We start from the raw sequence: 23,607 nt of genomic DNA, 5'->3' as shown, positions 1-23,607 counted from the left end.
ACGAACAGGGAAGAGGGCCACATGCCTTGTACGGCACGAGATGCCGCGGCGGCGGTGCGTCGGGGTGCCGACGCGATGGCCGAGCACCGGGACGAACTGGTCGAACTGGACAGGGCCATCGGCGATGGTGACCACGGCGAGAACATGGACCGGGGTTTCCGCGCGGTGGTGGCCCAGCTGGACCTCGCGGATCCGCCCACGCCGGGGGCGGTGCTCAAGCTCGTGGCCACCAGCCTGATCTCCTCGGTGGGCGGCGCCTCCGGGCCGCTGTTCGGCACCGCCTTCCTGCGCGCGGCCTCCAGCGCGGGCGAGGTCGAGGAGCTGGACGGCGCGACGCTCGCCGCCTCGTTGCGGGCGGCCGTGGAAGGGGTCGTCTCCCGGGGCAAGGCCGAACCCGAGGACAAGACGATGATCGACGCGCTGCTCCCGGCCGTGCGTGCCGCCGAGGAGAGGGCGACCAGCGGTGCTGATCCGGCGGAGGTCCTGGCGGCGGCGGCCGAGGCCGCCACCACCGGGGCGCGCTCGACCGTACCGTTGATCGCGAGGAAGGGCCGTGCCTCCTACCTCGGGGACCGCAGTGCGGGACACCTCGATCCGGGCGCGCGCTCCGTGGCCCTGCTGCTGGCCGCTTTCGCCGACGTGACGGGAGTCGAATGATGCCGGTCGGACTCGTGATCGTTTCGCACAGCGACGCCATCTCGCGAGGGGTCGTCGAACTGTTGGGACAGCTCGCTCCCGACGTCAGGGTGAAATCGGCCGGGGGAATGGCCGGAGGCGGACTCGGAACCGACTTCGAAGCGACCTCCGCCGCGTTGGCCGACGCCGAGACCGGTTCCGGGGTGGTACTGCTGTACGACCTGGGCAGTGCGCGGATGACGGCGGAACTGGCCGTCGAGTCCCTGGCCGATCCCAACACCGCCGTGCTGGCCGAGGCCCCGCTGGTGGAGGGAGCCGTCGCCGCCGCCGCTTCCGCCCAGGGCGGTGACGACCTGAGGACCGTGGCCGACGCGGCCGAACGCGCGACGGGTGGCACGGTCGAGGAGGTCGGACAGCCCCCCACCGAGGACGCGGTGGCGGACTCCGGGGAGTCCACCGTCACCTCGCCCCGCGTTCACCGGGAACTGGTTCTGGAGAACGAGGTGGGACTGCACGCCAGACCGGCCGCGCTGCTGGCCCGCGCGCTGACGGGGCTGGAGGCCGAGGTGACCGTGGTAGCCGGGGAGAGCTCCGCCGACGCCCGCAGCGTGCTCGGGGTCATGGGGCTGGGGGCGCGGAAGGGTAACCGGATCGACCTGTACGCCGCCGGTCCGGACGCCGAGCAGGCGTTGCGCCGGGTCGTCGAACTGGCCGAGCGCGATTTCGAGGGGTGAGTTCCACGACACCTCGGTCCGGCTCCACCCGCGAACCGTTCCGTCCGATACTCCGAGGTGGGGGCGTGCCCGCGCGTCACCGTTCGCCGTGGTCCGTCCTGCCGCTCCTGCTCGTGCTGCTCGCGGGCTGCGCGGTGCTTCCCGGGGCGGACACCTCGCGGCACCGGGGTGAGCGTGGTGTCCCCAGCGATGTGCTGGGGGAACTGGCCACGCTCGATCCCTGCGAGTTGCTCGACCCACGGCGCCTCGACCGGTTCGGTGAGGTGGCGCGCGCCGCCACGGTCTCGTTGGATTACTGCCTGTTCCACGTCAGGCCCGAGTCGGGCGGGCTGCTGCAGCTGGCCGTGGGGAGGCTGCACGACGTGGACGCCGCGAAGCTGACCGCGAGCAATCCGGTGCACCACGTCGGCGGGATCAGGCTGGTCCGGCAACCACCGGTGCCGGACCACTGCACCTGGCGGATGCTGTTCTCCGACGGGCTCGCCATGAACGTCGACGTCGATCTGCTCTCCGGTGATCCGGAAGTGGGACTGTGCGCCGTGGCGGAGAGAGGAGCCCGGGGCAGCGCGGAGAGCGTGCTCGCCGGTGAGATCGAACACCGCCGTTTCCCACCGGACTCGTTGACCACGGTGGACCCGTGCGCCCTGCTGTCCGACGGGGTGGTGCGCCGCATCGACGGGTTGGAGCGAGCTCGGCGACGGGCCGCTCCCGCCGGGCACCGCTGCACCTGGGGCGGTGAGACCATCCGGGTGCCGAGCGTCGAGGTCGTGCTCACCGCCGGCGAACCGCCGAGCAGGCGGGACGCCACGTCCGTCGTGGAGCGCATCGCCGGTAGGCGCACCGTGGTCGACATCGTCGGTGACGATCCGAAGGTGGGGCTGTGCTCCGCTGAAACCGCTCACATCCCGTTCGGGGGTTCCGACGGCGGCGAGGTCGAGGTCGCGATGCTCGTGGTCTTCCTGCCGGACGCCGACGGGGTGCGGGCCTGTGAGTTCGCACGCGGGCTCGCCGAGCGGGCCTGGCCCGAACTCCCGAGAAGGTGACCACGGGATTCACCACACTGCTCGCCCCGATGGCCGGTCGGCCGGCACGTGAGCCGGCGCCTCGCGCCAGCGGCACCGGTGGGCCGTCCGAGTACGGGTGGCGCGGCGAGCCCACCCGGGCTGGGCACCGGTAGCGGGACAGTGTGCGGAGAGGCCCCGTTGGTGGGAGCGAGCAGGGGAGGTGCTTTCCGGGCACGAATCCGCCGGTTAACGTTGGGACGTGCCTCGCCGCAACCGCCCCAGGGGGCCTCGTCGATCGGATGCCGCACCACGTCCGCTCGGCTCCGGTTTCGGTTTCGCGCGTACCGAGACGGCGCCGGACGGCGACTGGTTGGTGCGGACCGTGCCCGCTTCCCAGGCGCAGAAGGAGTACCGCTGTCCGGGCTGTGACCACGAGATACGCGCGGGCGTCAGCCACGTCGTCGCCTGGCCCGCCGACGAGTACGGCACCGTGCGGGATCGGCGCCACTGGCACACCGGCTGCTGGAACGGACGCAAGCGCAGCGGCAAGGGGTTCGGCCTCCGCTGAGAAGGCGACCTCGCCGCGCCCGACCGCGTTCGTGCCGTCCGGCGTCGCTCCCGGACCGGGATCAGGCGAGTGCCGTCGGGGAGGGCAGGTGACCGTCCCGCGACCTCGATGAGTGATCCGGGAACCCCCTGGGCGGGGCCGAGGGCGTGGACTCACCCTTTCGTGGCAGTATCACGACGATGAGCACCGAAATCCGCGCCAACACCGTGCTCCCGGGACACCGTGAGCCGATCACGCTGCACACCGCGGACGGGCTGGAGCTGGTGGGCGAGCTCGCCCTCCCGAAGGACCGTTCGCCCCGCGCCACGCTGGTGTGCCTGCATCCGTTGCCCACCCACGGCGGGATGATGGACTCGCACTTGCTGCGCAAGGCCGCCTGGCGGTTGCCCGCGCTGGCCGACCTGGCAGTGCTGCGGTTCAACACGCGCGGCACCGCGAGCGAGGCGGGGCGCAGCGAGGGGGCCTTCGACAACGGTGACTCGGAACGCTTCGACGTGGCCGCGGCGCTGGAGTACGCCGAGTTCAACGACCTGCCCGACGTCTGGTTGCTCGGATGGTCCTTCGGCACCGATCTGACGCTGGTGCACGGTCTGGACCCGTCCGTGACCGGCGCGGTGCTCATCTCACCGCCGCTGCGCTGGAGCGAGGAACGTCACCTGCGTGCCTGGGCCGAGTCCGGCAAACCGGTGCACGCGCTCGTCCCGGAGTTCGACGACTACCTGCGTCCCGACGAGGCGCGCCGCCGGTTCGCACCGTTGACCCAGGCCGAGGTGATCGGGTTCCCCGAGACCAAGCACCTGTGGGTCGGCAAGGCGGAGCAGGCGCTCGACGCGATCGTTCGCGCGGTCGCCCCGGATGTCCCCACACCGCTGCCCCGCTACTGGGACGGGGAGACCGACACCCACCAGGTGACGATCGTGGACTCCTGACCGTCCCTCCGTTTCGGCGGGGGCCGCGTCATGGAAACCCAGGGCTCTCGCGGGGCCACCGGTATCGTGCGGGGACCGCCACGTCTCCGGTGTGCCCTCGCGGGAGCGCGAGCCCTCAGCGGGAAGTTCTCGGACCGGACCAGCGGTAGACCCACTCCTCGGCGCCCTCGGTGACGCGTGAGGCGGCGAACTCGAATCCCAGCTTCCCGGCGACGCGCAGCGCCGCCCCGTTGCTCGGCCTGGTCCGGATCACGACCGGCAGGCCCGGACGGTGTTCCTCGGCCCACTCCAGAGCGGCCGTTGCCGTTTCAGCGGCGTACCCCATGTTCCACGCCTCGGGGCGGAACCGGTAGTAGAGATTGAGCACCGGCTCGTCCTCGAGAGCTGTCCGCCGCAGTCCACCGACCCCGAGCGGTTCGCCGCCGGTCAGCGACTCCACCACCCAGTAGCCGATTCCCGCGTCGCTCCAGTCCCGTATCCAGTCGGTGAGGTCGGAACGCACCCGTTCCGGCGTGGGAACTCCGGCGGGGCGGTGCCTGTTGGTTCTGGGGTCGGTGTGCAGTGCCAGCACGGCGGCCTCGTCGGAGAGGAGAGGGGGCCGCAGCCTGAGTCGTTCCGTGGTGCGTTCGTTCGCCATGCGGTCCGCGTCGTTCCTCCACGGGGGTCCTGCCGAGTGTCCGAAACCTCCGTGCGAGGGACGAACCGCCCGGCCTTCCTGGTGCGCAGCCTATTGCCGCTTGGTGCGGGCCGTCCAGCGGATTTCCGACGCTCATCCGGGGTGCGGGTGCGCGGTCGGGAAAGATCACCGCACCGCGCGTGAAGTGATCTGTTGCGGCATCATGGAGGTGTGCACTACGTCGAGTCGGGAACCGGGACGCCGCTGGTGCTGCTGCACGCGTTCCCGGTGGACGCGCGGATGTGGGAAGGCGTCCGGACGGAACTCGAGGACCGCTTCAGAGTCCTCGCCCCCGACCAGCGAGGGATGGGGCAGAGCCCGCCGCACGAGTCCGCCGTGTCCGAATCCCCCTCCGAGGGGTCGCCGTGGCCGGCCGAGCGGGAACCGAGCCCGGACGCGGCGGCCGAGGACGTGCTGGCGCTGCTCGACGAACTCCGGTTGCCGAGCGCGTACGTGGCGGGCTGCTCCATGGGCGGCTACGTGGCCATGGCCCTGGCGCGCAGGGCGCCGGAGCGGATCGAGGGTCTGATACTCGCCGACACCAAGGCCGAGGCCGACTCCGCCGAGCAGCGGGACAACCGGCTGCGGGTCGCCGATCGCGCCGAGCGCGAGGGGACGGCGGGTTGGTTGGCCGGTGACACCCTCCCCGGACTCCTCGGCAGGACCACGCGCCACCGGCGGGAGAACGTGGTCGAGCGGGCGCGGACGCTCGTCGAACAACAACCCTCGGCCGGAGTCGCCTGGGCGCAGCGCGCCATGGCGGCCCGCCCGGACAGCTCCGGGACGCTGCGCGCCTACGAGGGACCGGCTCTGGTGGTGGTGGGGGACGAGGACGCCCTCTCGCCGCCGGAGTCCGCTCGTGGCACGGCGGCGCTGCTGCCACGCGGCGAACTGGTCACCCTCCCGGAGGCCGGGCACCTCTCGCCGCTGGAGACCCCTCGAGCCTTCGCCGACGCCGTGCGGGGGTGGCTGGACGGATCGGGCTGAGTTCGGTCCCACCCCGAGAGACGGTGCCGCTGGGCCGACCCCGGGCGACCCTGCCGGGACCGAATTTCCGTGCGGGAGTCCGAGGCGGCTCAGTGCTGCTGGGCGGGTTGGTCGGAATCCCGGCCCGGTTCGGAGTCGGATTCGTTTCCGCCGGTCCGTGCGGCACCGTTCTCGTGGCCGGGGACGGGGATGCGCCTCGTCGGCGGATCGTGGGCCTCGTCGCCCTCCGTGGCACCGGCTTCCGGCTGGGGCAGGCTCGCGCGGTCGATCTTCCGCGTCGCCGGGTCCAACGACACCGTGCCCTCGGCAGGGGCTTCGCCCTTCGCACCGGAGCCGTTGGTCGCCGTGTCGGAGTGGCCGTTGCCGTCGCCTCCGGACGGGGCCGCGGCGCCGGTGCCGATGTCGGCGAGGGCGAACCGAACCGTCGCGGGGTCGCCGCTGTCCTCCGCAGGGGCCGGTCCGGTCTCGGTGGCCCCCTCACCCGTCGGACGTCGCTCGGAAGCGGCGGTCGCTCCGGTCTCCTCCTCCGGTTCGTCCAGCGCGGCGATCGTTTCCAACCGGGCCGTCTCGCGGGCGGTCTCGGCCGATTCCCTGAGTCGCTGCTCGGCTTCGTCGTCGCTGGTGAGCCGCTCCAGCAGTGGGGTGGTCCGCCCCATCAGCTCGGCAGCGTCGCGCAGCTTCGCGGCCACGGTGTCGCGTAGCTCGGTCAGAGTGGCGACCTGCTCGTCCACCGTGCTCAGCCGCCGTTCGCACTCCCGTGTGGTGGCTGTGATCCGCTCCTCGGCGTCCGCACGTGCCCTGCTGCGCAGCCGGTTGCTCTCGGTGGTCGCCTCCTCCAGGATCCGGGTCGCCTCCTCGGTGGCACGCTGCGTTTTCAGCTGGGCCTGTTCCCGCGCCTCCGCGACCAGCCGTTCGGCTTCCCGCTTGCTGTCGCGTTCGCGTTTCTCGGCGGCCTCGATACTTTCGCGTTCGCGCTTCTCGGCCGCTTCCTTGCTCTCCCGCTCGCGTTTCTCGGCGGCCTCGACGCTTTCGCGTTCGCGCTTCTCCGCGGCTTCCTTGCTCTCCCGCTCGCGTTTCTCGGCGGCCTCGGTGCTCTCCTTGGTGAGGCGCTCGGCCTCCTCGGTGGCTTCCAGAACCCGCCGCTGGGCCTCGCTGGTCGCTTCCCGCAACCGGCGGTCCGCCTCCTCGGCCGCCTCGCTGACCCGACGTTCGGCCTCGGCCTTGCTCTTGGCTTCCTGGTCGGCGAGGGTCCGCATCGACTCGCTGCGGCGAGCCGCCATCGCGATCTCGAAGTCCTCCTCAACTTGGGCACGCCGTGCTTCCGACTCCTCGTCGGCCCGCTTGCGGTTCTCCTCGGCCTCGGTCGTGATGCGCTCCGCCTCGGCCCTGGCCGTCTCCATGACCGAACGGTGCTCCGCCTCCATCTCCTCGCGCCGCGAGTCGAGATCGGAGATCAGCTGCTCGTAACGCTTGCGGAGGTCGGAGGCCTCCTGCTCGGCGCGCTCCCGCCGCTCGGCGGCGTCGCTCTCCGCTTTGGAACGGATCTCAGCGGCTTCCTCCTGGGCGAGCCGCAGCATCCGCTGCAGGCGTTCGCTGAGTCCTTCCATCGTGGTCGGCGGCTGCCCCAGCCGCTCGACCTGTCCACGTAGGCTCTCGATCTCGGAGCGTGCCGACTCCAGTTGCTTGGACAGTTCCCCGCACTGCGAGACGGCCGCGTCGCGGTCCGAGGTGAGCAGACGTAGGTCCGCGTCGATACGTTCCAGATGCTCGTCGACCTGGGCTCTGTCGTAGCCACCCTTACGAACGATGTCGAAGCCCGATCCCAGCGGTAGCAGATCACGATCGTCGGCAAGACCCATGGCACAACGCTACCTCTGAACCGTCGTCGATGTTGTCCGGTGCGCGCTCCGCGCCCGAAACACGCCGGGAACCCGGCCCCTGGTGCGAGCTGTTTCACACCTTGACCGGTCGGCCAACCAAGTAGGAGGATACGTGCTGAGCGGTCTCGTGAGCGGAGGTGATCGAGATGGCCCGTGACTCGGGTGGCTCGACGGCACGACCTTGGACCCGTTGGCAGGACTGGGGTGCCGTGGTGTTGGGGGTTTATCTGATCCTGGCCACGTTGTGGACCCTCACCGGTCCCGCGGCGCTGACGTCGATGATCGTGCTCGGGGCGCTGCTCGGTGTCTCCGGAGTGTGGTCGCTGGCGATGCCGGGATCGATCACGAGCGAGTACGCACATGTGCTGCTCGGGATTCTGCTGGTCATCTCGCCGTGGGCGCTCGGTTTCACCGCCTTCGGCGGAGCGGCCTGGACCTCCTGGGTGGTGGGCGTGCTGGCGGTGATCGTGGGAGTCGCGGCACTGCCGGAGGCCAACTCGGTCCACCGTTCCGGGATGGCGGGACAACACTGAGACGACCCGATTCCCGGAGTTCGCGCGGCCGGACCTGCCGGCTGCGCCCGCCAGTGTTCGAGTACGGCGCGGAGGTCGTCCAGCAGCGGTGAAAAGAGCACGGAGATGACCGCCGGTAACCCATCCCCTCCGAAGGGGGAGAACGACGACACCGGTTCGACGGGGGCCCGGAAGCGCATCCTCGACGCGGCCGTCACGTTGTTCGCGGAGTCCGGCTACGACGCGACACCGACGTCCCGGATCGCCGAGCGAGCCGGAGTGCCCAAGGGGTTGATCCACTACTACTTCCGCCGCAAGGAGGACATCCTGGTCGCTCTCGTCGATCGGTTGCCGGAGCAGAACGTGCCCTGCGAGGAAGTGGTGGTACGTGACGACCTGGCCGAGAGCCTGCGCAGGCTCGTGGGCGAACTGGACAGGCGACTGCACTCCTCACTGGTGCTCAGCCACCTGCTCTGGCGGGAGGCCGATACGCACGAGGTGGTGAGAGGGGCGCTGCACCGCCGTTTCCAGTCGATCGTCGAGCAGATCCGCCGGGTCATCGAAGCGGTGCTGCCGCGTGTTCGCGGTGAGGACGTCGACACCGCGGCCGTGCTGCTGGCCAGGGCGGTGAACCACAGTCACTCCACGGCCAGACTTCCGGGAACCAGCTCGGGGCTGGACGGCGAGATCGGCCTGATAGCCCGTGCGCTGGATCCCGGATCGAACGGTCGTCCCCGGCCGCGGGGCGCCTGACTCCCCGGTTGCCTACGATGGTGTCCCCGCCTCGGGCAGGGTTGAATCCCGGCGGGCCGATGCCGAGGCACCGTTTCACGTGCTCCGCCACCGGAGAAGTGGGGCGGCACGATCACTCGGCGGGCTGGACCAGCTCCACGAGCACACCACCCGCGTCCTTGGGGTGGACGAAGTTCACCCGGCTGTCCGCGGTCCCGCGCTTGGGGGAGTCGAACAGCAGCCGCAGGCCGCCGTCGCGCAGTCGCGCGCACGCGGCCTCGACGTCGGTCACCCGGAAGGCGAGCTGCTGCAGTCCCGGGCCGTTTTTGTCCAGGAACTTCGCGATCGTGGACTCCTCGTCGGCGGGGGCCAGCAACTGGACCCGCGTCTCCGGTTCGGCCGAGTCCGGGGCGGCCAGCATCGCCTCGTGCACCCCTTGCTCCCGGTTGGTCTCCCGGTGCGTGGGCACCAGACCGAAGGTCCGCCGGTAGAAGTCGATCGCCGCGTCGAGGTCGGCCACGGCGACCCCCACGTGGTCGACCGCGGTAACCAGTCCGCCGAGTTCCTCCCGCATGACGCGCAGCCTAACCCGCCGTAGCGGGACGGCGGAAACGTAACCACCGTGTGCGTCGGGTCACAGCGAGGTCTTCGGGTTCCCGACGGTATGGTTCCGCCGGGTCGGCACGGTTCATCATGGTGGCCGACCGGTGGCGAGGCGCGGTGAGCCGACCGTCGCCGAGGCGCCCGCCGGGTTCCGAAACAGCTCCATTACCGCATCGGAGGCAGTCGTGGAAAGTTCCGTGATCGTAGCCGGGGCCCGTACCCCGATGGGCAGGCTGTTGGGGTCGCTGAAGGACTTCTCCGGTGCTCAACTCGGCGGGATCGCCATAGCCGAGGCGCTGCGGCGCTCCGGGGTCGCTCCCGAGCGGGTCGAGTACACGATCATGGGTCAGGTGCTCACCGCGGGGGCGGGGCAGATCCCGGCCAGGCAGGCCGCCGTGGCGGCGGGCATCGGTATGGACGTTCCCGCGCTGACCGTCAACAAGGTGTGCCTTTCCGGACTGGACGCGATCGCGTTGGCCGACCAGCAGATCCGTGCCGGTGAGTTCGACGTCGTCGTCGCCGGTGGTCAGGAGTCCATGACGCAGGCCCCGCACCTGCTGGGGAACTCGCGGGAGGGCTTCAAGTACGGCGATGTGCGGATGCTCGACCACATGGCCCACGACGGGTTGTTCTGCTCGTTCGACCAGGTCGCCATGGGAGCCTCCACCGAGAAGCACAACGAGCGCCACGGGCTGACCCGCCGACGGCAGGACGAGTTCGCCGCGCGGTCGCACCAGCGAGCCGCCGCGGCGGCCGAGCGGGGTGTGTTCGCCGAGGAGATCGCTCCGGTGACGGTACCGCGCCGCAAGGGCGAACCGCTGATCGTCGACAGCGACGAGGGAATACGCGGTGACACCACGGCGGAAAGCCTCGGCAAGCTCCGCCCCGCCTTCGACCCGGAGGGCACCATCACGGCCGGTTCCGCTTCACAGATCTCGGACGGCGCGGCCGCCGTGGTGGTGATGCGCAAGTCCAAGGCCGAGGAACTGGGGCTCGACTGGCTCGTCGAGATCGGCAGGCACGGCGTGGTCTCCGGTCCCGACGCCAGCCTGCACGAGCAGCCCTCCAACGCGATCAGGAAGGCCTGCGACCGGGCGGGGATGGCCGCGACGGACCTCGATCTGGTCGAGATCAACGAGGCGTTCGCCGCCGTGGGGATCGTTTCCACCGAAGCGCTCGGCCTCGACGAGGACAGGGTCAACGTCAACGGCGGCGCGATCGCGCTGGGACACCCGATCGGCATGTCGGGTGCCCGGCTCGCGCTGCACCTGGCCCTCGAACTCGACAGGCGCGGTGGTGGTGACGGCGCCGCCGCGCTGTGCGGCGGCGGTGGGCAGGGCGACGCCCTGCTGTTGCACGCGCCGCGCGGCTGACCGGGGTAGAGCCCCGGGGCACCTCGCGGGGCTCCCACCCCGAACCTCTCGTGGCGATCCGTGACACCCGACAACCGTCGGTGCGGATATTCTGTCGGCATGAAGTGGCTACCCGGGGGATGGCAACGTGCCGATCGTGTGGATCCGGAGGGAACCACGGCTCCGCGCCGTACGGTCCCCCAGCAGGAGACGGTCGTGGAGCGTCGCAACGTCCCACCGGGAGGTTCCACCCCGCCCACCGCGCCGAGGCGGGGGAGCACCCGGCAGGACGCGTACCCGGCCACCCGGGTGCGGCAGCACGCGGGCGGTGCGCGGGAGAGCGCGGGCGTGCCCCGTTCCGGCGGTGCCGTGCTGCTCGGGGAACACGCCCGCGACGTCGACGTCAGCGCCGCCGCCTTCCGCAACCTCGCGGTGGGTGGTGGCGCCAGCGGTTTCCTGACCGTGCTGTGCGCGGCGGCGCTGGCCGAATCCCCAGGTGGGGTGTGGCTGTGGATCTGGCAGCTGGTTTTCGGTGTCTGCTTCGTCTGGTCCATCGCCTCGGCCAAGGGTTCGTTGAGCGGCCGTGGCTTCCTGGTGGACAATCGGGGCATCTGCCCTCGCACCAGCGGTGAGGTCTTCGCGGTGCCGTGGGAGGAGGTGACCGCTGTCGGGGTCGGTTCGCTGCGTCCCGTCGAGAACCGCAGGTTGGTGCATCCCGAGCGGCGGCGTGCCCTGGAGCTGTTCCCCGCCGACTCCGCGTTCGCCGAGCGGCATCCCGAGCTGGAACGTTGGCGGATCGAGGAACCACCTCCGATGCGGGGACTGCCAGCGGTGCGCTACCGCTTCTACCTGCCGGCACTGAGCAGGCTTCCCAAACGGCTCGAACAGGCGATCCAGGCCGCCGCCCCGCGAGTCTGGGTGGGGCACTACCGCAGGCGGCCGCCGGCTCCCGAGACCTGATCGCGATCCCGCTCCGCGCGGTTCGCGGTCGCGGGGCGCGAGATGGGGCGGCCGGCGTGCCGCCGGGGCTCGCGGTGGGTGCCGGGTACACCGGGCAGCGGCCCGCACGATGTCTCCGACCGCCTCAGGGGCACTCCCCGGAAAACCGGAGGCGATGCCATGATCCGGGACCAGTAAGCGGCCCGCGCCGCTCGGAGGTCAGTCGGTCAGTCCGAGTCCCCCGCTGTGCCGAGACTGTCGAGCGGGTCCGCCGCCACCAGTTCGTGATCCCCGCTGTCGAAGGTGCGCATTCTTCCCGGCCCGGTGGCGGCGGTTTCGAACCGCACGCTCACGCGACCGTGACCGCACCCCTGCACCCAGCCGTGGCCCCAGCTGGGATGGCTCACGTCGTCGCCCTGGCGCCACCGTCTCTGCCCGGAGTTGGTGGTGAGCACGGCGACCCGAGTCGTGACGGGGGAGTGCGGGACGCCCTCGTCTTCCCCGTTCCCCGGCATCTGGAACAACGTGGCCTGCTCGGCGGTGGTAAGCCCGGAGTACGAGACTCCGACCAGCCGGACGGGCACTCCGGGACTGACGGCCGTGGCGGCCAGCCGCCTGGTCGCGGCCACCAGCTCGTCGCGTTCGGTGGTGGCCGAGGACAGCGTCTCGGAGCGGCTGATCGTGCTGAAGTCGGAGTCGCGGACCTTCAGCGTGATGGTGCGCGCGGCGCGCTCGGAAGCGATCAGCCTCCGGTGAGCCGCTTCGGCCATACCGACTATCTCCGACGTCAGCTCGGCGGGGTCGGTTCGGTCGGTGTCGAAGGTCGTCTCGGCGCTGACCTGCTTGGCCTCCGCTCGCTCGGTCACCGGTCGTTCGTCGATGCCGTGTGCCAACTCGTGCAGCTCGGTGCCGTGTGCCTGGCCCAGCAACGAGGTGACGTCGCCGAGTTTCAGCGCGGCCAGTTCGCCGATCGTCTGCACTCCGATGCGGCGCAGCTTCGCCTCGCCGATGGGGCCGATTCCCCACAGGCGACGCACCGGCAGTTCGGAGAGCAGGGATTTCTCCTCCTCCGGGCGGACCACCACCGAGCCGTTCGGCTTCGCCATGCCCGAGGTGATCTTGGCCAGCTGTTTGCCCGACCCCGCCCCGACGGAGGCGGGCACACCGACCTCGCCTGCCACTCGGCCGCGAAGTCGTTCCACGAACTCCGCCACGGTCCCCGGATCGGCCCCGAACAGCTCCTCGGGTTCCAGGAACGCCTCGTCGATCGAGACCTGCTCGAACCGTTCGGACAACTGCCTGACGATCGTGAAGACCCGCTCGCTGACCTCGCGGTAGAGCCGGAAACGCGGTGGCAGCACCACGGCGCTGCGACAGCGGCGTCGGGCTTCGGACATGGGCATGGCCGAGGCCGCCCCGTACTTCCTGGCCGCGTAGCTCGCGCCGGCGACGGTGCCGCGCGGTCCGGTTCCGCCGACCAGTACGGGCCGGTCGCGCAGGGTGGGGCGGGTGAGCTGTTCCACTGACGCGTAGAAGGCGTCCATGTCCAGGTGCAGCACCCAGCGAGTCATACCGCCATTGAACGAGACCCCACCGACAACGGCCAGCCCGGTGATGCTGTCCTCCGGGTGTTCCCGTGCACACCGGACATCCGGACCGGGTGACACCACGATACGGTGAGTCCGTGCTCAGTACTGGTGTCGGCTGGTTCCGGCTGATCGCGGTCGCCGAGGCGGTCTCGTGGGCCGGGCTGTTGATCGCGATGGTGTTCAAGTACGGGTTCGGGTTTCCCGAGGCGGTGACCGTCATGGGATGGGTGCACGGTTTGGTGTTCACCGCCTACGTGCTCGCCGCCCTGGTGATGTACGGGCCGTTGCGGTGGAGTTTCCGGGTGCTGGTGCTCGCCCTGTTGGCTTCGGTCCCGCCGTTCGGTTCGGTGGTGTTCGAGCGGTGGGCACTGCGGCGTGGACTGCTCACCACCCCCAGTCCGTTGGGGCCCACTTCCTGGTCGAGGCTGGTCGGGGCGCTGCGCGCGTTGAACTGAAGCGACGCGCCCGGCGCCGGTTCGCCCGTCGCTCACCGAGCGGGCGGAAGGGGCGTGGCGAGGTCTCACGAGTCCGGTGTCAGAAGTCTCCGGATGCCTGCCTGACCTTGCCCAGCAGTTCGGTGAGCTGCTGGGTCTGCCGTTCGGTGATGCCGGAGAGGCCGAAATCGATGGCCGTGACCGACTCCGTCGCCTTGTCCGTCACCGTCCGACCGTGGTCGGTGATCTCCACCAGTGTCGTACGTCGATCGGTCGGATGGGGGACACGACGCACCAGTTCGTCCGCTTCCAACCTGTCGACGATGTTGGTGACACTGGTGGGGTGTAGCTGCAGTCGGTCCCCCATGACACGCATCGGAAGGCTTCCCTGGCGGGAGAATGTCAGCAGCACGAGCGCTTCGTAGCGGGCGAAGGTGAGGTTGTGCGGCCGCAGTGCCGAGTCGACCGCCGACTGCAGTATCTGCTGCACCCGCATGATGCTGGTCACCGCGGCCATCGTCGACGAAGGTCCGACACGTTGCGACCAGGTCTCGGCCGCGCGAGCTATGGGATCGAATGGCAGCGGTTGGCGGGGGCTCATGGCATTCGACGCTAGCAGCGTGCTGTTGCGCGAACGGGCGATGCGGGGTGCTTCTTCGGGATGTTCGTGGTCGGCGCGTCGAAACGTTCGGGGGACGCGCTGGCGATAGGCTCACCGCGGTGGCGGTCCGCGAAGCCCGGTGAGAACGAGACTTCGTAGTCAGGAGAGATACATGTTGGTCGCATTCAGCGTGGCCCCCTCCGGAGCAGGCGACTCCGACGGTGTGAGCGCCGCTGTCGCGGAGGCGGTGCGGATCGTGCGCGAGTCGGGACTGCCGCACGAGACGAACGCCATGTTCACCACCGTCGAAGGCGAGTGGGAAGAGGTGATGGACGTGGTCCGGCGTGCCACCGACGCGGTCTCGGCGAGGGCACCCCGCACCAGTCTGGTACTCAAGGCCGACATCCGGCCCGGTCACACCGATCAGCTCCGGAAGAAGGTCGAGCGGGTCGAACAGCGGCTCGAAAGCGACGTCTGAGGCGGGAATCGGCGAGAGCACGGAGATGTGAGTCCGACAGCACCGGAGTACGGCCCCGGAGTGCGGCCCCGGAGGGCGGTGCCGGACCTCTTTCCGGCACCGCCCGTCGAGCCGGTCAGCTCACTTGGCCTTCGGGTGGTCCACCACCGGCGCGTTGACGCACTCGGAGCTCTGGGCCGCCAGCAGGTTGAGGGTGACACCGATGACGGCGCTGATGTTGTTGCCGCAGGCCTGGATCGGCACCGCGCTGATGTTGTTGTCGTCCACCGCGTTGATGCCGTCGTTGTCCTTGGTGTCGGCGGACGCGGCCGTGGCCATGGTCATCGCGCCCAGCGCGGCGACGCCTGCTGCACCGGCAACACGGGTTGCAATACGCACTATTCAGTACCTCTCGTCGAACTTGTGGGTAGGGAAGAATCCCGATCGAGTCCCTACGGAGTTACGTCGGGCGCCGTGCGGCGGCGCCGCGACGCGGACTCGTGAGTGGGTTTCGACCCGGTGCCGTTCGAAGATTAGGGCTTTTCGTCAAAGCCCACTGATCGAGTGATCAACGCTCGCTCGGTAGAGCGATCGGAACCGCCGTCCGGATGCGTTTCGTGGTCGATATCGGTGGTGACGTTCCGCCGACGGCGCCGTAACGGGGTGGACACCGTCCCGCGGTCGGCGACGTGGCACGATGGGGGTGTGACACGGCCTGATCCACGGCAGAACTCCAATGCAGGGCAGCGCGCGGCGTCCTCCGTCCCGATGGCAGGGGCGGTCGACCTTTCGGCGTTGAAGAACCGGGCCGACGCCCAGGCGAAGTCAGCGGGCTCCGGCGCCGACTCCGGTGGCTCCGGGGGCACCGGTGACGCCGGTGCCGCGATCGTCGAGGTCACCGAGGCCAATTTCCAGGCCGAGGTGGTCGACCGGTCGATGCAGGTGCCGGTCGTGGTCGATCTGTGGGCGACCTGGTGCCAGCCGTGCAAACAGCTCTCCCCGGTCCTGGAGAAGTTGGCCCGCGAGGGCGGCGGCTCCTGGGTACTGGCCACCATCGACGTGGACTCGAACCAGCGGATCGCGCAGTTGTTCGGTGTCCAGTCGATTCCGACCGTGATCGCGATCGCGGGAGGACAACCGGTCGAGGCGTTCCAGGGCGCCCAGCCAGAGGAACAGATCCGGCAGTGGATCAACTCGATCCTGGATTCCCAGCGCGACCAGCTTCCCGGCATCCGCGCCGCCGAGCAGGGGGCGGCTGCGACGGAAGGTGAGCAGGAGGATCCCAGGTTCACCGCCGCCGAGCAGGCGCTGGAACGCGGGGAGTACGCCGCGGCCGAACAGGCCTACCAGCGGATCCTCGATGAGGAACCGGACAATGAGCAGGCCAAGGCCGCGTTGGCTCAGGTCCGGTTCACCGCGCGGGCCGAGAACGCGGACCCCGGCGCGATCGAACGGGCCGAGTCGGCACCCGACGATGTGGACACACAGCTCGCCGCCGCCGACGCCGAACTGGCGCAGCAGCGCGTGGAGGACGCCTTCAACCGGCTGATCGGTACGGTCCGGCGCACCTCGGGCCAGGACCGCGACCGCGTCCGCGAGGAGCTGCTGGAGATGTTCGGCCTGTTCCCGGAAGGCGACCAGCGGGTCGCCAAGGCGCGGCGCGCACTGGCCAGCGCACTGTTCTGAGCCGGCCGCACCACCGCACCGGACGCTTCGTACCGGTCATCCGGTGGGGCGGCCGCCCCACCGGATGACCGGTACGCGCGGGCGGGGGAGCTCGCGGGTGCGATCAGTCACCGTACTCGGACGCACACGGGCTCATGCCCTGCTGGAATCCGATGCGGAACGCTTCGATCCGGGCGAAGCCCGCTGGTACCTGGTCACCCGTCACGTCCGCGGCTATCAGGCTGTCGTCCCCGAGCAGGGCCGCCACCCCTTCGTCCACGTCGCCCGGGGCGATCCGCAGCTTGCCGACCGGATTGCGCCGCCCGATCGGGTCCTCCACGAGCAGGCCGCTCCACGCGCCCACCAGGCAAGCCGTACGCAGGCCCGCCGCGTCACCGCGAAGTGACAACCCGGCCGCCCGCTGCACGGCCAGCACATAACGGGAGGCAAGCTGCGCGTAGGCGGCGAAGTCCCCGTATCCCGAGGGGTTCTCCCCGCGCGTGGGCGGTTCGGCCAGTTTCCGCAGCCCGGCCATGTCGACCGAGACGGTGTTGGTCTCCGCGCAGTAGGAGACGGGCTCGGTGCCCTCCGCGCCGGGGCAGGAACGTGAGTCGATACTGATGGTCGGTGGTGCCACCCCCGTGTCGGCGAAGACCTCCCGGAGGCTCCGCGAGACGAGGAGGATGTTGTCCGCCGCCACCGGCAGATCGGACTCCTGCTTTTTCTTCCAGAAGTGGAACTGGGTGGTGCGTCGTGTCACCGACTCCTCGGTCATCTCGGCACACCGCCCGGGACCGTCACTGAACCCGTACTGGAACGCCGAGACCCGGTCGAAGGCGGTGCCGTGCGCCCGCGGATCGCTGAATCCGGTTCGGCCGGGGGTGTCGCGGATGTAGCTGAGCACTCCCAGGACCGTGTTGAGCCCGTTGCCCGTGGACACGCGGATGTGCGGCGCCGATCCCTCGGCGGCGTGCCGGAAGAACGCGCCAGCGAAGCAGTCCGCCTGCTGTTCCGCGACCAGCGTCGAGGTGTCGGTGTCGACGAGGCCCGCCCGGTGCTGCACCGCGTGCCCGATCTCGTGGGCCAGCACCGTGACCGGCGCGATCAGACCGAAGGTGTTCCGCAGCTTCGGTAGCAGCTCGCCCCGGTCCCACGCGATCGTGTCGCTTCGCGGGCAGTAGAAGGCGTTCGCCATCCCGGTCAGCCGCTGTCCACAGACCTCCCTGGCGGTGCCGCGGGAGTCGTAGGAGACCAGCCGCCCGATCGGGCGGAACGCGGAACCGTCGAAGGTCTCCGGGTAGGCCGTGCTCCAGTACTCGCGCACGTCGGCGACCGTGTCGGCGGCCAGGGTGTCGATCTCACCGCCGGTGCCACCGACCACCCGCAGGTCCGTTTCCGGAGCACCGGGTTTGCGCCCGCTGGGACCGTCACTGGCGGGAAGCCCGGCCACCGTGTCGGCTTCCGGAGCGCCGTTGGCCGTGGGGATTCCGTCGATCGGACGAGAACACCCCGTCACCCCCAAGCACAGTGCCATGGCGGCGGCCGAGCCTGCCAGCAGGCGCCGCATCGTCGAGCTTCGTCCCACTGACGTGCCCCATCCTCGAAGTCGCTCGGTCCGGTTCCTCCACCTCGGCTCGGCAGAGCGCCACGCGCAGCGTAACGAATCGGGGTCGGATGTTGATCGCCCGTCCGGTGTGTGCTGTCGCGGCCCCCGCACCGTGCCCGGCTCCGGCGAACCCACCCCGGTTCCACGGGGAATCCGTACGGCTGCCCCACGGGGTGGGCAGGCTCGACCGGGCTCCGCGCGGGAGCGGGAACGGGAGAACCGGTTTCAGAGGCAGGATTCGGCCGTTCCGGCCACTCCGGACCGGAACGCGCGGAACTCCTCGAACCCGCTCGCCGAGTCCGTGCCGAACAGCTCCCGAGAGGTGGTGTCGCCGGACAGTACGGCCCGGACTGCCTCGTTCAGGTCCGAACCGGAGGCCCGCTCGGTGTCGCGCACCAAATGACCGGTGTAGGCGCCGGTCAGGCACGGGACGCTGAACCTCCGTGCTCGCCGCGTCGAGGGATCGATGCTCTCCAGCGCGGTGGTGGCGAACGCGCCGATCAGCGGTGTCTCGGCGGCCTGGTCACCGAGCTCGTACGTCGAACGGCGCAGGCGCTCGCGGTCCACCGCGATCACGTTTCCGCCGCAGCGGGTGATGATCCCCGCTCCGTCGCAGCCCGCCGTGTCCGAGGCGACCACCCGCGGGGGATTCCACCGGGCACCGCGCTGCCGCACCAGTTCACCGAAGTACCCGCGTATGGCGGGCACCCGTTCGCCCAGCAGCGTGGGCACGTCGCGGTTTCCGCGCGGCCCGCCGCCGGTCGCCCACTCGCCACTGAACTCCCGCGCCTCGGTGCACACCCGGGGACCGTTCGTGTAACCGTCCTGGAACGCGCTCGCCCGGTCGTAGGCGCTGCCGTGCGCGTCGGCCTCCCGCTCGACCGGATCAGCGAAGCTGATCAGCGCCCGCAGTGCGGAGTCCAGCCCGGCCGAGTCCATGCGCAGCCGTTCCGAGCCGCCGTCGACGACCCACCGGACGTAGCTGCCCGCGTAGCAGTCCGCCGTGGTCTCCACCATCAGGGGCGGGCTCCCCGCGTCGTCGGAGCCGAGCCGGTGCGCCACCGCGTGTCCGATCTCGTGGGCCAGCACCAGCACCACCGCCGACTCCCCGTAGTGGGCCCGCAGCACCGGCAACAGCGCGGCTCGGTCCCAGGCGATCGCGTCCACCGTCGCGCAGTAGTAGGCGTTGCCCGTCAGTTCGGTGATGTCGGAGGCGCACGGAGGTGGCTGCGCGTCCTCGTCGGTGGTGTCCACCGAGTGGAAGCCACCGTCCAGGTCGTGCCAACTCCGCCCGAACGACCGCCGGAATTGGCCTCGCCAGTAGTCCTGGGCGTCGGTGACCACGGTAGCCGCCAACCCGTCCACCTCGGAGGAGTCGGTGCCGAACACGAAGGAGGAAGGGACTCCCTGGCGGACGACGCCCCCTTCGGTGGTCGGTCCCTCCCGGATCGGGCCGCAACCACCGAGCGGGACGAGCAGCAGCGCCACCAGCAGCCGGAGCCGACACCTCCGTCGGTCGCGGCGTCGCACCGCCGCCGCGCGCGCTCGCGGGGACGACGGTCGGTCCGGGGGTGGCCCGGTGTTTCCGGCGCCGATAACGCGGTGGGGCGGGACTCCCGTGGGCACGTCCATCAGGTTCGCATGTCACGTTTCGCGCGTGGGCCGCTCGGGAGACGTTCCACCGCGCGATACCCTGCGCGTCCGTGAGAGCCGTTCGTCGCTTCACCGTCAGCGCGCACCTGCCCGACTCGCTGCAGGCCCTCGGCCGGTTGGCCATCAACCTGCGCTGGAGTTGGCACCCACCGACCCAGGATCTGTTCGCTTCCGTCGAACCCGAGGTATGGGCGGAGGTGGGTGGCGATCCGCTGCGGTTGTTGGCAGAGGTCCCCGCGGAGCGGTTGGACCGGTTGGCCTCGGACGAGAACTTCCTGGCCCGGTGCCGTGCGGTCGACGACGACCTGCGTCGCTACCTCACCGTGCCGCGCTGGTACCAGCAGCGCCGTGACGAGGGAACTCCGCTGCCGGCCTCGATCGCTTACTTCTCCATGGAGTTCGGCCTCACCGAGGCGTTGCCGAACTACTCCGGCGGGCTCGGTGTCCTGGCCGGGGACCACCTCAAGTCCGCTTCCGATCTGGGGCTCCCGCTGGTGGGAGTGGGCTTGCTCTACCGCTCCGGATACTTCCGGCAGTCGCTCTCCCCCGAGGGGTGGCAGGTGGAGCAGTATCCGGTGCTGGACCCCAGGGGGCTGCCGCTGGAGCTGCTGACCCGTCCGTCGGGAGAACCGGTGATGGTGCACGTCGCCGTTCCCGAGGGCAGGCTGCTGCGCGCCCGGATCTGGAAGGCCCAGGTGGGGCGTGTTCCGCTGTTGCTGCTGGACAGCGACGTCGATGACAACGAGGAAGACCTGCGGGGAGTGACCGACCGCCTTTACGGAGGCGACGCCAGTCACCGGATCAGGCAGGAGATCCTCGCCGGTATCGGGGGAGTGCGTGCGGTTCGCGCCTACTGCGAGCTGACCGGGATGCCCGCCCCGGAGGTGTTTCACACCAACGAGGGCCACGCCGGTTTCCTCGGGCTGGAGCGCATCAGGGAACTGCTCGCCGATCCCGGTCTCGGCTTCGACGAGGCGGTGGCCGCGGTGCGCGCCGGTACCGTGTTCACCACCCACACCCCCGTTCCGGCCGGTATCGACCGGTTCCCCGCGCACCTGGTCCGTCACTACTTCGGCGACGGCTCCGCACAGTCCCTGCTGCCCGGTGTTCCCACCGACAAGGTCCTGGAACTCGGCGTCGAGGAGAAACCGGGGACCTTCAACATGGCCAACATGGGGCTTCGGCTGGCGCAGCGCGCCAACGGTGTCTCCGAACTGCACGGTGGTGTCAGCCGCAGGATGTTCAGCGGCCTGTGGCCCGGATTCGACACCGAGGAGATCCCGATCTCCTCGGTCACCAACGGCGTGCACGGTCCCACCTGGTCGGCGCGTGAACTCGGCAAGCTGATCGGCGAGTCGGAGATGGACCAGGGAGCGGGGCTGCGCGGTATCGAGCCGGTCAGCGACTCCCTGCTGTGGGAGTTGCGCAGTTCGCTGCGCAGCAGGCTGGTCGAGGAGGTGCGGCGCAGGCTCCGGCACGCCTGGCTGCGGCGCGGTGCCTCCGAACTGGAACTCGGTTGGTGCGACTCGGTCTTCGACCCCGACGTGCTGACCATCGGCTTCGCCAGGAGGGTGCCCACCTACAAACGACTGACCCTCATGCTGCGGGACCCCGAACGGCTGCGCGCGCTGTTGCTGGACCCGGAACGCCCGGTGCAGGTGGTGGTGGCGGGCAAGTCGCATCCCGCCGACGAGGGCGGCAAGGCCATGATCCAGCGGATCGTGCGGTTCGCCGACGACCCCGAGGTGCGCCACCGCATCGTCTTCCTGCCGGACTACGACATGTCGTTGGCCAGGTACCTCTACGCCGGCTGCGACGTGTGGCTGAACAACCCGGTGCGCCCACTGGAGGCCTGCGGTACCTCCGGCATGAAGTCCGCCCTCAACGGCGGCCTGAACCTCTCGGTCCGTGACGGCTGGTGGGACGAGATGTACGACGGCCACAACGGTTGGGCGATTCCCAACGCCGACGGGGTCAGCGACCCGGAACGGCGGGACGACCTGGAGGCCAACGCGCTCTACGAGTTGATCACCGAGCACGTCGCCCCGATGTTCTACGAGCGCAACAGCGACGGGCTGCCGGGACGCTGGATGTCGATGGTGCGGCACACCCTGGCGACGCTGGGGCCGAAGGTGCACTCCTCCCGGATGGTGCGCGAGTACGTCGACAACTTCTACTCACCCGCGGTTCGTTCGGTGCAGGCCGCCACCGCGAACGACTACCGGGGCGCCAAGGAGATAGCGAGCTACCGGGAACGGCTGGACGAGGCCTGGAGCGCTGTTCGGGTCACCGACACCTACATGTCGGTCGAGGACGGTTCCTCACCGCTGCTCGGCGGCAAGATCACCGTGCGGGCGCTGGTGGAACTGGCCGGGTTGGACGACTCCGACGTGACGGTGCAGGTCGTCGTCGGCAGGGTGGACGATTCCGACGAGCTGCGCGACTTCGTGACGACCTCGATGCGCTGTGTCGCGGACGGCGGTTATCAGGCCACCGTGACGCTGCCGCACACCGGGCCCGCCGGTTACACGGTTCGGGTGCTGCCCAAACACCGGTTGCTCTCCAGTCCCGCCGAGCTCGGGAAGGTGGTGCTGGCGGGCGAGAGGTCCTGACCGGGGAGGTCCGCCCGGCGGTTCGGCGAGTCGTTCGTCTCCCCGGGCCGGTGTGGCGCGAACCGGTGCCGGTCGTGCCGTGGGCTGTGCGGAAGGTCACTTCGAGTTCGTCCTCGCGCACGGCGCCCGCAGCTGAGCGCGGTGTCCGGTTCCGGAGCCCGGCAAGGGTCTTCCGGCGAAGCCGGTTCCTCACCGACGGCACCGTACGGGCCCAGCACGGTGTTCCTCCGCTCGGAGGACCAGCTGTCCGGTGTCGTCCCCGGTCCTCCCACGGCCCGGCGTCGTGAGGGGCGCCGATCGCCGGGCGGCCTCGACCGGTTGGGCGCGAGCGGTGGGTGTTACGAGTGTCTCGTCCCTTCGACCGTCGATCCTGTGGCGGGAACTGGCATATCGTGTCCGCGGTGGGGGTTCCCGGTCGAGGACTCCCACGTGGTGAACGGGACAATGGCAGTCGCGGACGTGGCGGGCACCGCCGCTCCGCGGCGGAGGCGAACCGCGCGCCGAGCAGCGCGCACGACGGCCGGTCACGGCTGGGAGGTAGACGTGGACGACCTGGTCATCCGGATGGATGGCGTCAGTGTCCGGCGGGCGGCGAACACACTGGTGGCCGATGTGGACTGGTCGGTCGAGCTGGACGAGCGCTGGGTCGTGCTCGGCCCCAACGGCGCGGGCAAGACGACCGTGCTCAGGCTCGCCGGCGCCGAGATGTATCCGACCACGGGCACTGTCGATGTGCTCGGCGAACGCCTCGGCAGCACCAATGTTTTCGAGCTGCGCCCCCGCATCGGGCTGTGCTCGGCCGCCACGGCGGCGCGGATGCCCGGCGACGAGCTCGTGCGCGACGTCGTGGTCAGCGCGGGGTATGCGGTGGTCGGCCGGTGGAACGAGGAGTACGAGTCGGTCGACACCGAGCGCGCCGAGCAGCTGCTCGGGAACATGGGCATCGCAGAGCTGGGCGACCGGGCCTTCGGCACCCTTTCGGAAGGGGAACGCAAACGCGCGCTGATCGCGCGGGCGCTGATGACCGATCCCGAGATGCTGCTGCTGGACGAGCCCGCGGCGGGGCTGGACCTCGGTGGACGTGAGGACCTGGTCGCGAGGTTGTCCGCGTTGGCGCTGGATCCGGACGCGCCCGCCATGACGCTGGTCACCCACCACGTCGAGGAGATCCCGCCCGGTTTCACGCACGCGTTGCTGCTCCGGGAGGGGGGTGTGGTCGCCCAGGGGCTGCTCGACGACGTGCTGACCGAGGAGAACCTCTCCAAGACCTTCGACCAGGACCTGCGGCTGCGGCGCAGCGGGGATCGCTACTTCGCGGCGCGGCGCACCTGACCGGTGTTCCCGTGTAGGGAGCCGAGGCGGTGGGGAGGTTCCGTTCCCCGATCGTCCGGATAGCCTGAACGGAGAACTTCGGCATGGTTGCTGCTCGACTCGCGTG

The 23,607-nt window shown here is 70.3% G+C and carries 23 protein-coding genes; 15 read left to right on the top strand and 8 right to left on the bottom strand.

Translation table 11 applies throughout. The annotated features are described in order from the left end of the window. The first annotated feature begins 21 nt into the window (after positions 1-21). The 5 genes from dhaL to BLQ75_RS12110 all read left to right on the top strand — a co-directional run bounded on the left by dhaL (position 22) and on the right by BLQ75_RS12110 (position 3,871). The gene (gene dhaL / locus BLQ75_RS12130; protein WP_092601735.1) at positions 22-657 is read left to right on the top strand and encodes a dihydroxyacetone kinase subunit DhaL; all 636 of its coding nucleotides are present in this window, start codon (positions 22-24) and stop codon (positions 655-657) included. Next, complete coding sequence (gene dhaM / locus BLQ75_RS12125; protein ID WP_092601733.1) at positions 657-1,370, top strand: dihydroxyacetone kinase phosphoryl donor subunit DhaM; 714 nt, start codon at positions 657-659, stop codon at positions 1,368-1,370. The genes dhaL and dhaM overlap by 1 nt, the downstream gene beginning before the upstream one ends. A gap of 65 nt (positions 1,371-1,435) precedes the next feature. Continuing rightward, entirely contained in the window at positions 1,436-2,413 is a 978-nt protein-coding gene (locus tag BLQ75_RS12120) for a DUF3558 domain-containing protein (protein ID WP_244515476.1), read from the top strand. Positions 2,414-2,633: 220 nt separating this feature from the next. Next, positions 2,634-2,942, top strand: a complete 309-nt coding sequence (locus tag BLQ75_RS12115) for a hypothetical protein (RefSeq protein WP_092601731.1) — start codon at positions 2,634-2,636, stop codon at positions 2,940-2,942. 179 nt (positions 2,943-3,121) lie between these two features. Continuing rightward, positions 3,122-3,871 carry an alpha/beta hydrolase gene (locus tag BLQ75_RS12110; RefSeq protein WP_092601729.1) on the top strand — a complete coding sequence of 250 codons (750 nt, stop codon included), beginning with the start codon at positions 3,122-3,124 and terminating at the stop codon, positions 3,869-3,871. Between the two features lie 115 nt (positions 3,872-3,986). Here the strand turns inward: BLQ75_RS12110 and BLQ75_RS12105 are convergent, their stop codons facing one another. Further along, a complete protein-coding gene (locus BLQ75_RS12105; RefSeq protein ID WP_092601727.1) occupies positions 3,987-4,508 on the bottom strand; it encodes a GNAT family N-acetyltransferase in 522 nt (173 codons plus the stop codon). 210 nt (positions 4,509-4,718) lie between these two features. On the opposite strand from BLQ75_RS12105, the gene BLQ75_RS12100 reads away from it, so the two are divergent. Beyond that, positions 4,719-5,534, top strand: coding sequence for an alpha/beta fold hydrolase (locus BLQ75_RS12100; protein ID WP_092601725.1), 816 nt, complete (start codon positions 4,719-4,721; stop codon positions 5,532-5,534). A gap of 89 nt (positions 5,535-5,623) precedes the next feature. Here BLQ75_RS12100 and BLQ75_RS12095 read toward each other — a convergent pair whose 3' ends face one another. Beyond that, entirely contained in the window at positions 5,624-7,393 is a 1,770-nt protein-coding gene (locus BLQ75_RS12095) for a coiled-coil domain-containing protein (RefSeq protein WP_092601723.1), read from the bottom strand. A gap of 167 nt (positions 7,394-7,560) precedes the next feature. Here BLQ75_RS12095 and BLQ75_RS12090 point away from each other — a divergent pair, with 167 nt between their 5' ends. Beyond that, entirely contained in the window at positions 7,561-7,947 is a 387-nt protein-coding gene (locus tag BLQ75_RS12090; RefSeq protein ID WP_170837451.1) for an SPW repeat protein, read from the top strand. A 105-nt stretch (positions 7,948-8,052) separates the two neighbouring features. Then, positions 8,053-8,679 (top strand): TetR/AcrR family transcriptional regulator, encoded by a 627-nt coding sequence (locus BLQ75_RS12085; protein ID WP_092601719.1) that lies wholly within the window; start codon positions 8,053-8,055, stop codon positions 8,677-8,679. A 112-nt stretch (positions 8,680-8,791) separates the two neighbouring features. Here the strand turns inward: BLQ75_RS12085 and mce are convergent, their stop codons facing one another. After that, complete coding sequence (gene mce / locus BLQ75_RS12080; RefSeq protein WP_092601717.1) at positions 8,792-9,232, bottom strand: methylmalonyl-CoA epimerase; 441 nt, start codon at positions 9,230-9,232, stop codon at positions 8,792-8,794. Between the two features lie 214 nt (positions 9,233-9,446). Between mce and BLQ75_RS12075 the strand changes: the two genes are divergently transcribed. Next, positions 9,447-10,634, top strand: a complete 1,188-nt coding sequence (locus BLQ75_RS12075; protein ID WP_092601715.1) for an acetyl-CoA C-acetyltransferase — start codon at positions 9,447-9,449, stop codon at positions 10,632-10,634. A gap of 99 nt (positions 10,635-10,733) precedes the next feature. After that, positions 10,734-11,573 (top strand): hypothetical protein, encoded by an 840-nt coding sequence (locus BLQ75_RS12070; RefSeq protein WP_092601713.1) that lies wholly within the window; start codon positions 10,734-10,736, stop codon positions 11,571-11,573. A 206-nt stretch (positions 11,574-11,779) separates the two neighbouring features. Here the strand turns inward: BLQ75_RS12070 and BLQ75_RS12065 are convergent, their stop codons facing one another. Beyond that, complete coding sequence (locus tag BLQ75_RS12065) at positions 11,780-13,123, bottom strand: DNA polymerase IV (RefSeq protein WP_092602003.1); 1,344 nt, start codon at positions 13,121-13,123, stop codon at positions 11,780-11,782. 113 nt (positions 13,124-13,236) lie between these two features. Here BLQ75_RS12065 and BLQ75_RS12060 point away from each other — a divergent pair, with 113 nt between their 5' ends. Continuing rightward, positions 13,237-13,596: a DUF3817 domain-containing protein gene (locus BLQ75_RS12060; RefSeq protein ID WP_170837450.1), complete on the top strand. Its 360-nt coding sequence runs from the start codon at positions 13,237-13,239 to the stop codon at positions 13,594-13,596. A gap of 79 nt (positions 13,597-13,675) precedes the next feature. Here the strand turns inward: BLQ75_RS12060 and BLQ75_RS12055 are convergent, their stop codons facing one another. Next, positions 13,676-14,176: a MarR family winged helix-turn-helix transcriptional regulator gene (locus tag BLQ75_RS12055; RefSeq protein ID WP_043577078.1), complete on the bottom strand. Its 501-nt coding sequence runs from the start codon at positions 14,174-14,176 to the stop codon at positions 13,676-13,678. 172 nt (positions 14,177-14,348) lie between these two features. On the opposite strand from BLQ75_RS12055, the gene BLQ75_RS12050 reads away from it, so the two are divergent. Continuing rightward, positions 14,349-14,654 (top strand): MTH1187 family thiamine-binding protein, encoded by a 306-nt coding sequence (locus BLQ75_RS12050; protein WP_092601711.1) that lies wholly within the window; start codon positions 14,349-14,351, stop codon positions 14,652-14,654. Positions 14,655-14,774: 120 nt separating this feature from the next. Here BLQ75_RS12050 and BLQ75_RS12045 read toward each other — a convergent pair whose 3' ends face one another. Continuing rightward, positions 14,775-15,032, bottom strand: coding sequence for a hypothetical protein (locus tag BLQ75_RS12045; RefSeq protein ID WP_342028301.1), 258 nt, complete (start codon positions 15,030-15,032; stop codon positions 14,775-14,777). A 306-nt stretch (positions 15,033-15,338) separates the two neighbouring features. On the opposite strand from BLQ75_RS12045, the gene BLQ75_RS12040 reads away from it, so the two are divergent. Beyond that, on the top strand, positions 15,339-16,319 hold the full coding sequence (locus BLQ75_RS12040; RefSeq protein ID WP_244515474.1) for a tetratricopeptide repeat protein: 981 nt from the start codon (positions 15,339-15,341) through the stop codon (positions 16,317-16,319). 103 nt (positions 16,320-16,422) lie between these two features. Here the strand turns inward: BLQ75_RS12040 and BLQ75_RS12035 are convergent, their stop codons facing one another. Then, the gene (locus tag BLQ75_RS12035) at positions 16,423-17,883 is read right to left on the bottom strand and encodes a neutral zinc metallopeptidase (RefSeq protein WP_170837449.1); all 1,461 of its coding nucleotides are present in this window, start codon (positions 17,881-17,883) and stop codon (positions 16,423-16,425) included. Between the two features lie 246 nt (positions 17,884-18,129). Further along, positions 18,130-19,392 carry a neutral zinc metallopeptidase gene (locus tag BLQ75_RS12030; protein ID WP_092601705.1) on the bottom strand — a complete coding sequence of 421 codons (1,263 nt, stop codon included), beginning with the start codon at positions 19,390-19,392 and terminating at the stop codon, positions 18,130-18,132. 215 nt (positions 19,393-19,607) lie between these two features. Between BLQ75_RS12030 and glgP the strand changes: the two genes are divergently transcribed. Continuing rightward, complete coding sequence (gene glgP / locus BLQ75_RS12025) at positions 19,608-22,169, top strand: alpha-glucan family phosphorylase (RefSeq protein ID WP_092601703.1); 2,562 nt, start codon at positions 19,608-19,610, stop codon at positions 22,167-22,169. Positions 22,170-22,733: 564 nt separating this feature from the next. Continuing rightward, complete coding sequence (locus BLQ75_RS12020) at positions 22,734-23,501, top strand: ABC transporter ATP-binding protein (RefSeq protein WP_425286451.1); 768 nt, start codon at positions 22,734-22,736, stop codon at positions 23,499-23,501. Positions 23,502-23,607: the final 106 nt, after the last annotated feature.

This window comes from Actinopolyspora xinjiangensis, from assembly GCF_900104475.1.
Taxonomy (GTDB): domain Bacteria; phylum Actinomycetota; class Actinomycetes; order Mycobacteriales; family Pseudonocardiaceae; genus Actinopolyspora; species Actinopolyspora xinjiangensis.
The sequence above is the reverse complement of the archived record's forward strand: the minus strand, read 5'-3'. Positions and strand labels throughout refer to the sequence as shown.

Excerpts from the sequence above, each read along its gene's own strand:
- BLQ75_RS12110 (WP_092601729.1), top strand. The coding sequence starts at position 3,122 with ATGAGCACCGAAATCCGCGCCAACACCGTGCTCCCGGGACACCGTGAG.
- BLQ75_RS12085 (WP_092601719.1), top strand. The coding sequence starts at position 8,053 with ATGACCGCCGGTAACCCATCCCCTCCGAAGGGGGAGAACGACGACACC.
- BLQ75_RS12050 (WP_092601711.1), top strand. The coding sequence starts at position 14,349 with ATGTTGGTCGCATTCAGCGTGGCCCCCTCCGGAGCAGGCGACTCCGAC.
- dhaL (WP_092601735.1), top strand. The coding sequence starts at position 22 with ATGCCTTGTACGGCACGAGATGCCGCGGCGGCGGTGCGTCGGGGTGCC.
- BLQ75_RS12055 (WP_043577078.1), bottom strand. The coding sequence starts at position 14,176 with ATGAGCCCCCGCCAACCGCTGCCATTCGATCCCATAGCTCGCGCGGCC.
- BLQ75_RS12020 (WP_425286451.1), top strand. The coding sequence starts at position 22,734 with ATGGATGGCGTCAGTGTCCGGCGGGCGGCGAACACACTGGTGGCCGAT.
- mce (WP_092601717.1), bottom strand. The coding sequence starts at position 9,232 with ATGCGGGAGGAACTCGGCGGACTGGTTACCGCGGTCGACCACGTGGGG.
- BLQ75_RS12070 (WP_092601713.1), top strand. The coding sequence starts at position 10,734 with ATGAAGTGGCTACCCGGGGGATGGCAACGTGCCGATCGTGTGGATCCG.
- BLQ75_RS12065 (WP_092602003.1), bottom strand. The coding sequence starts at position 13,123 with ATGACTCGCTGGGTGCTGCACCTGGACATGGACGCCTTCTACGCGTCA.
- dhaM (WP_092601733.1), top strand. The coding sequence starts at position 657 with ATGCCGGTCGGACTCGTGATCGTTTCGCACAGCGACGCCATCTCGCGA.
- BLQ75_RS12090 (WP_170837451.1), top strand. The coding sequence starts at position 7,561 with ATGGCCCGTGACTCGGGTGGCTCGACGGCACGACCTTGGACCCGTTGG.
- BLQ75_RS12105 (WP_092601727.1), bottom strand. The coding sequence starts at position 4,508 with ATGGCGAACGAACGCACCACGGAACGACTCAGGCTGCGGCCCCCTCTC.
- BLQ75_RS12095 (WP_092601723.1), bottom strand. The coding sequence starts at position 7,393 with ATGGGTCTTGCCGACGATCGTGATCTGCTACCGCTGGGATCGGGCTTC.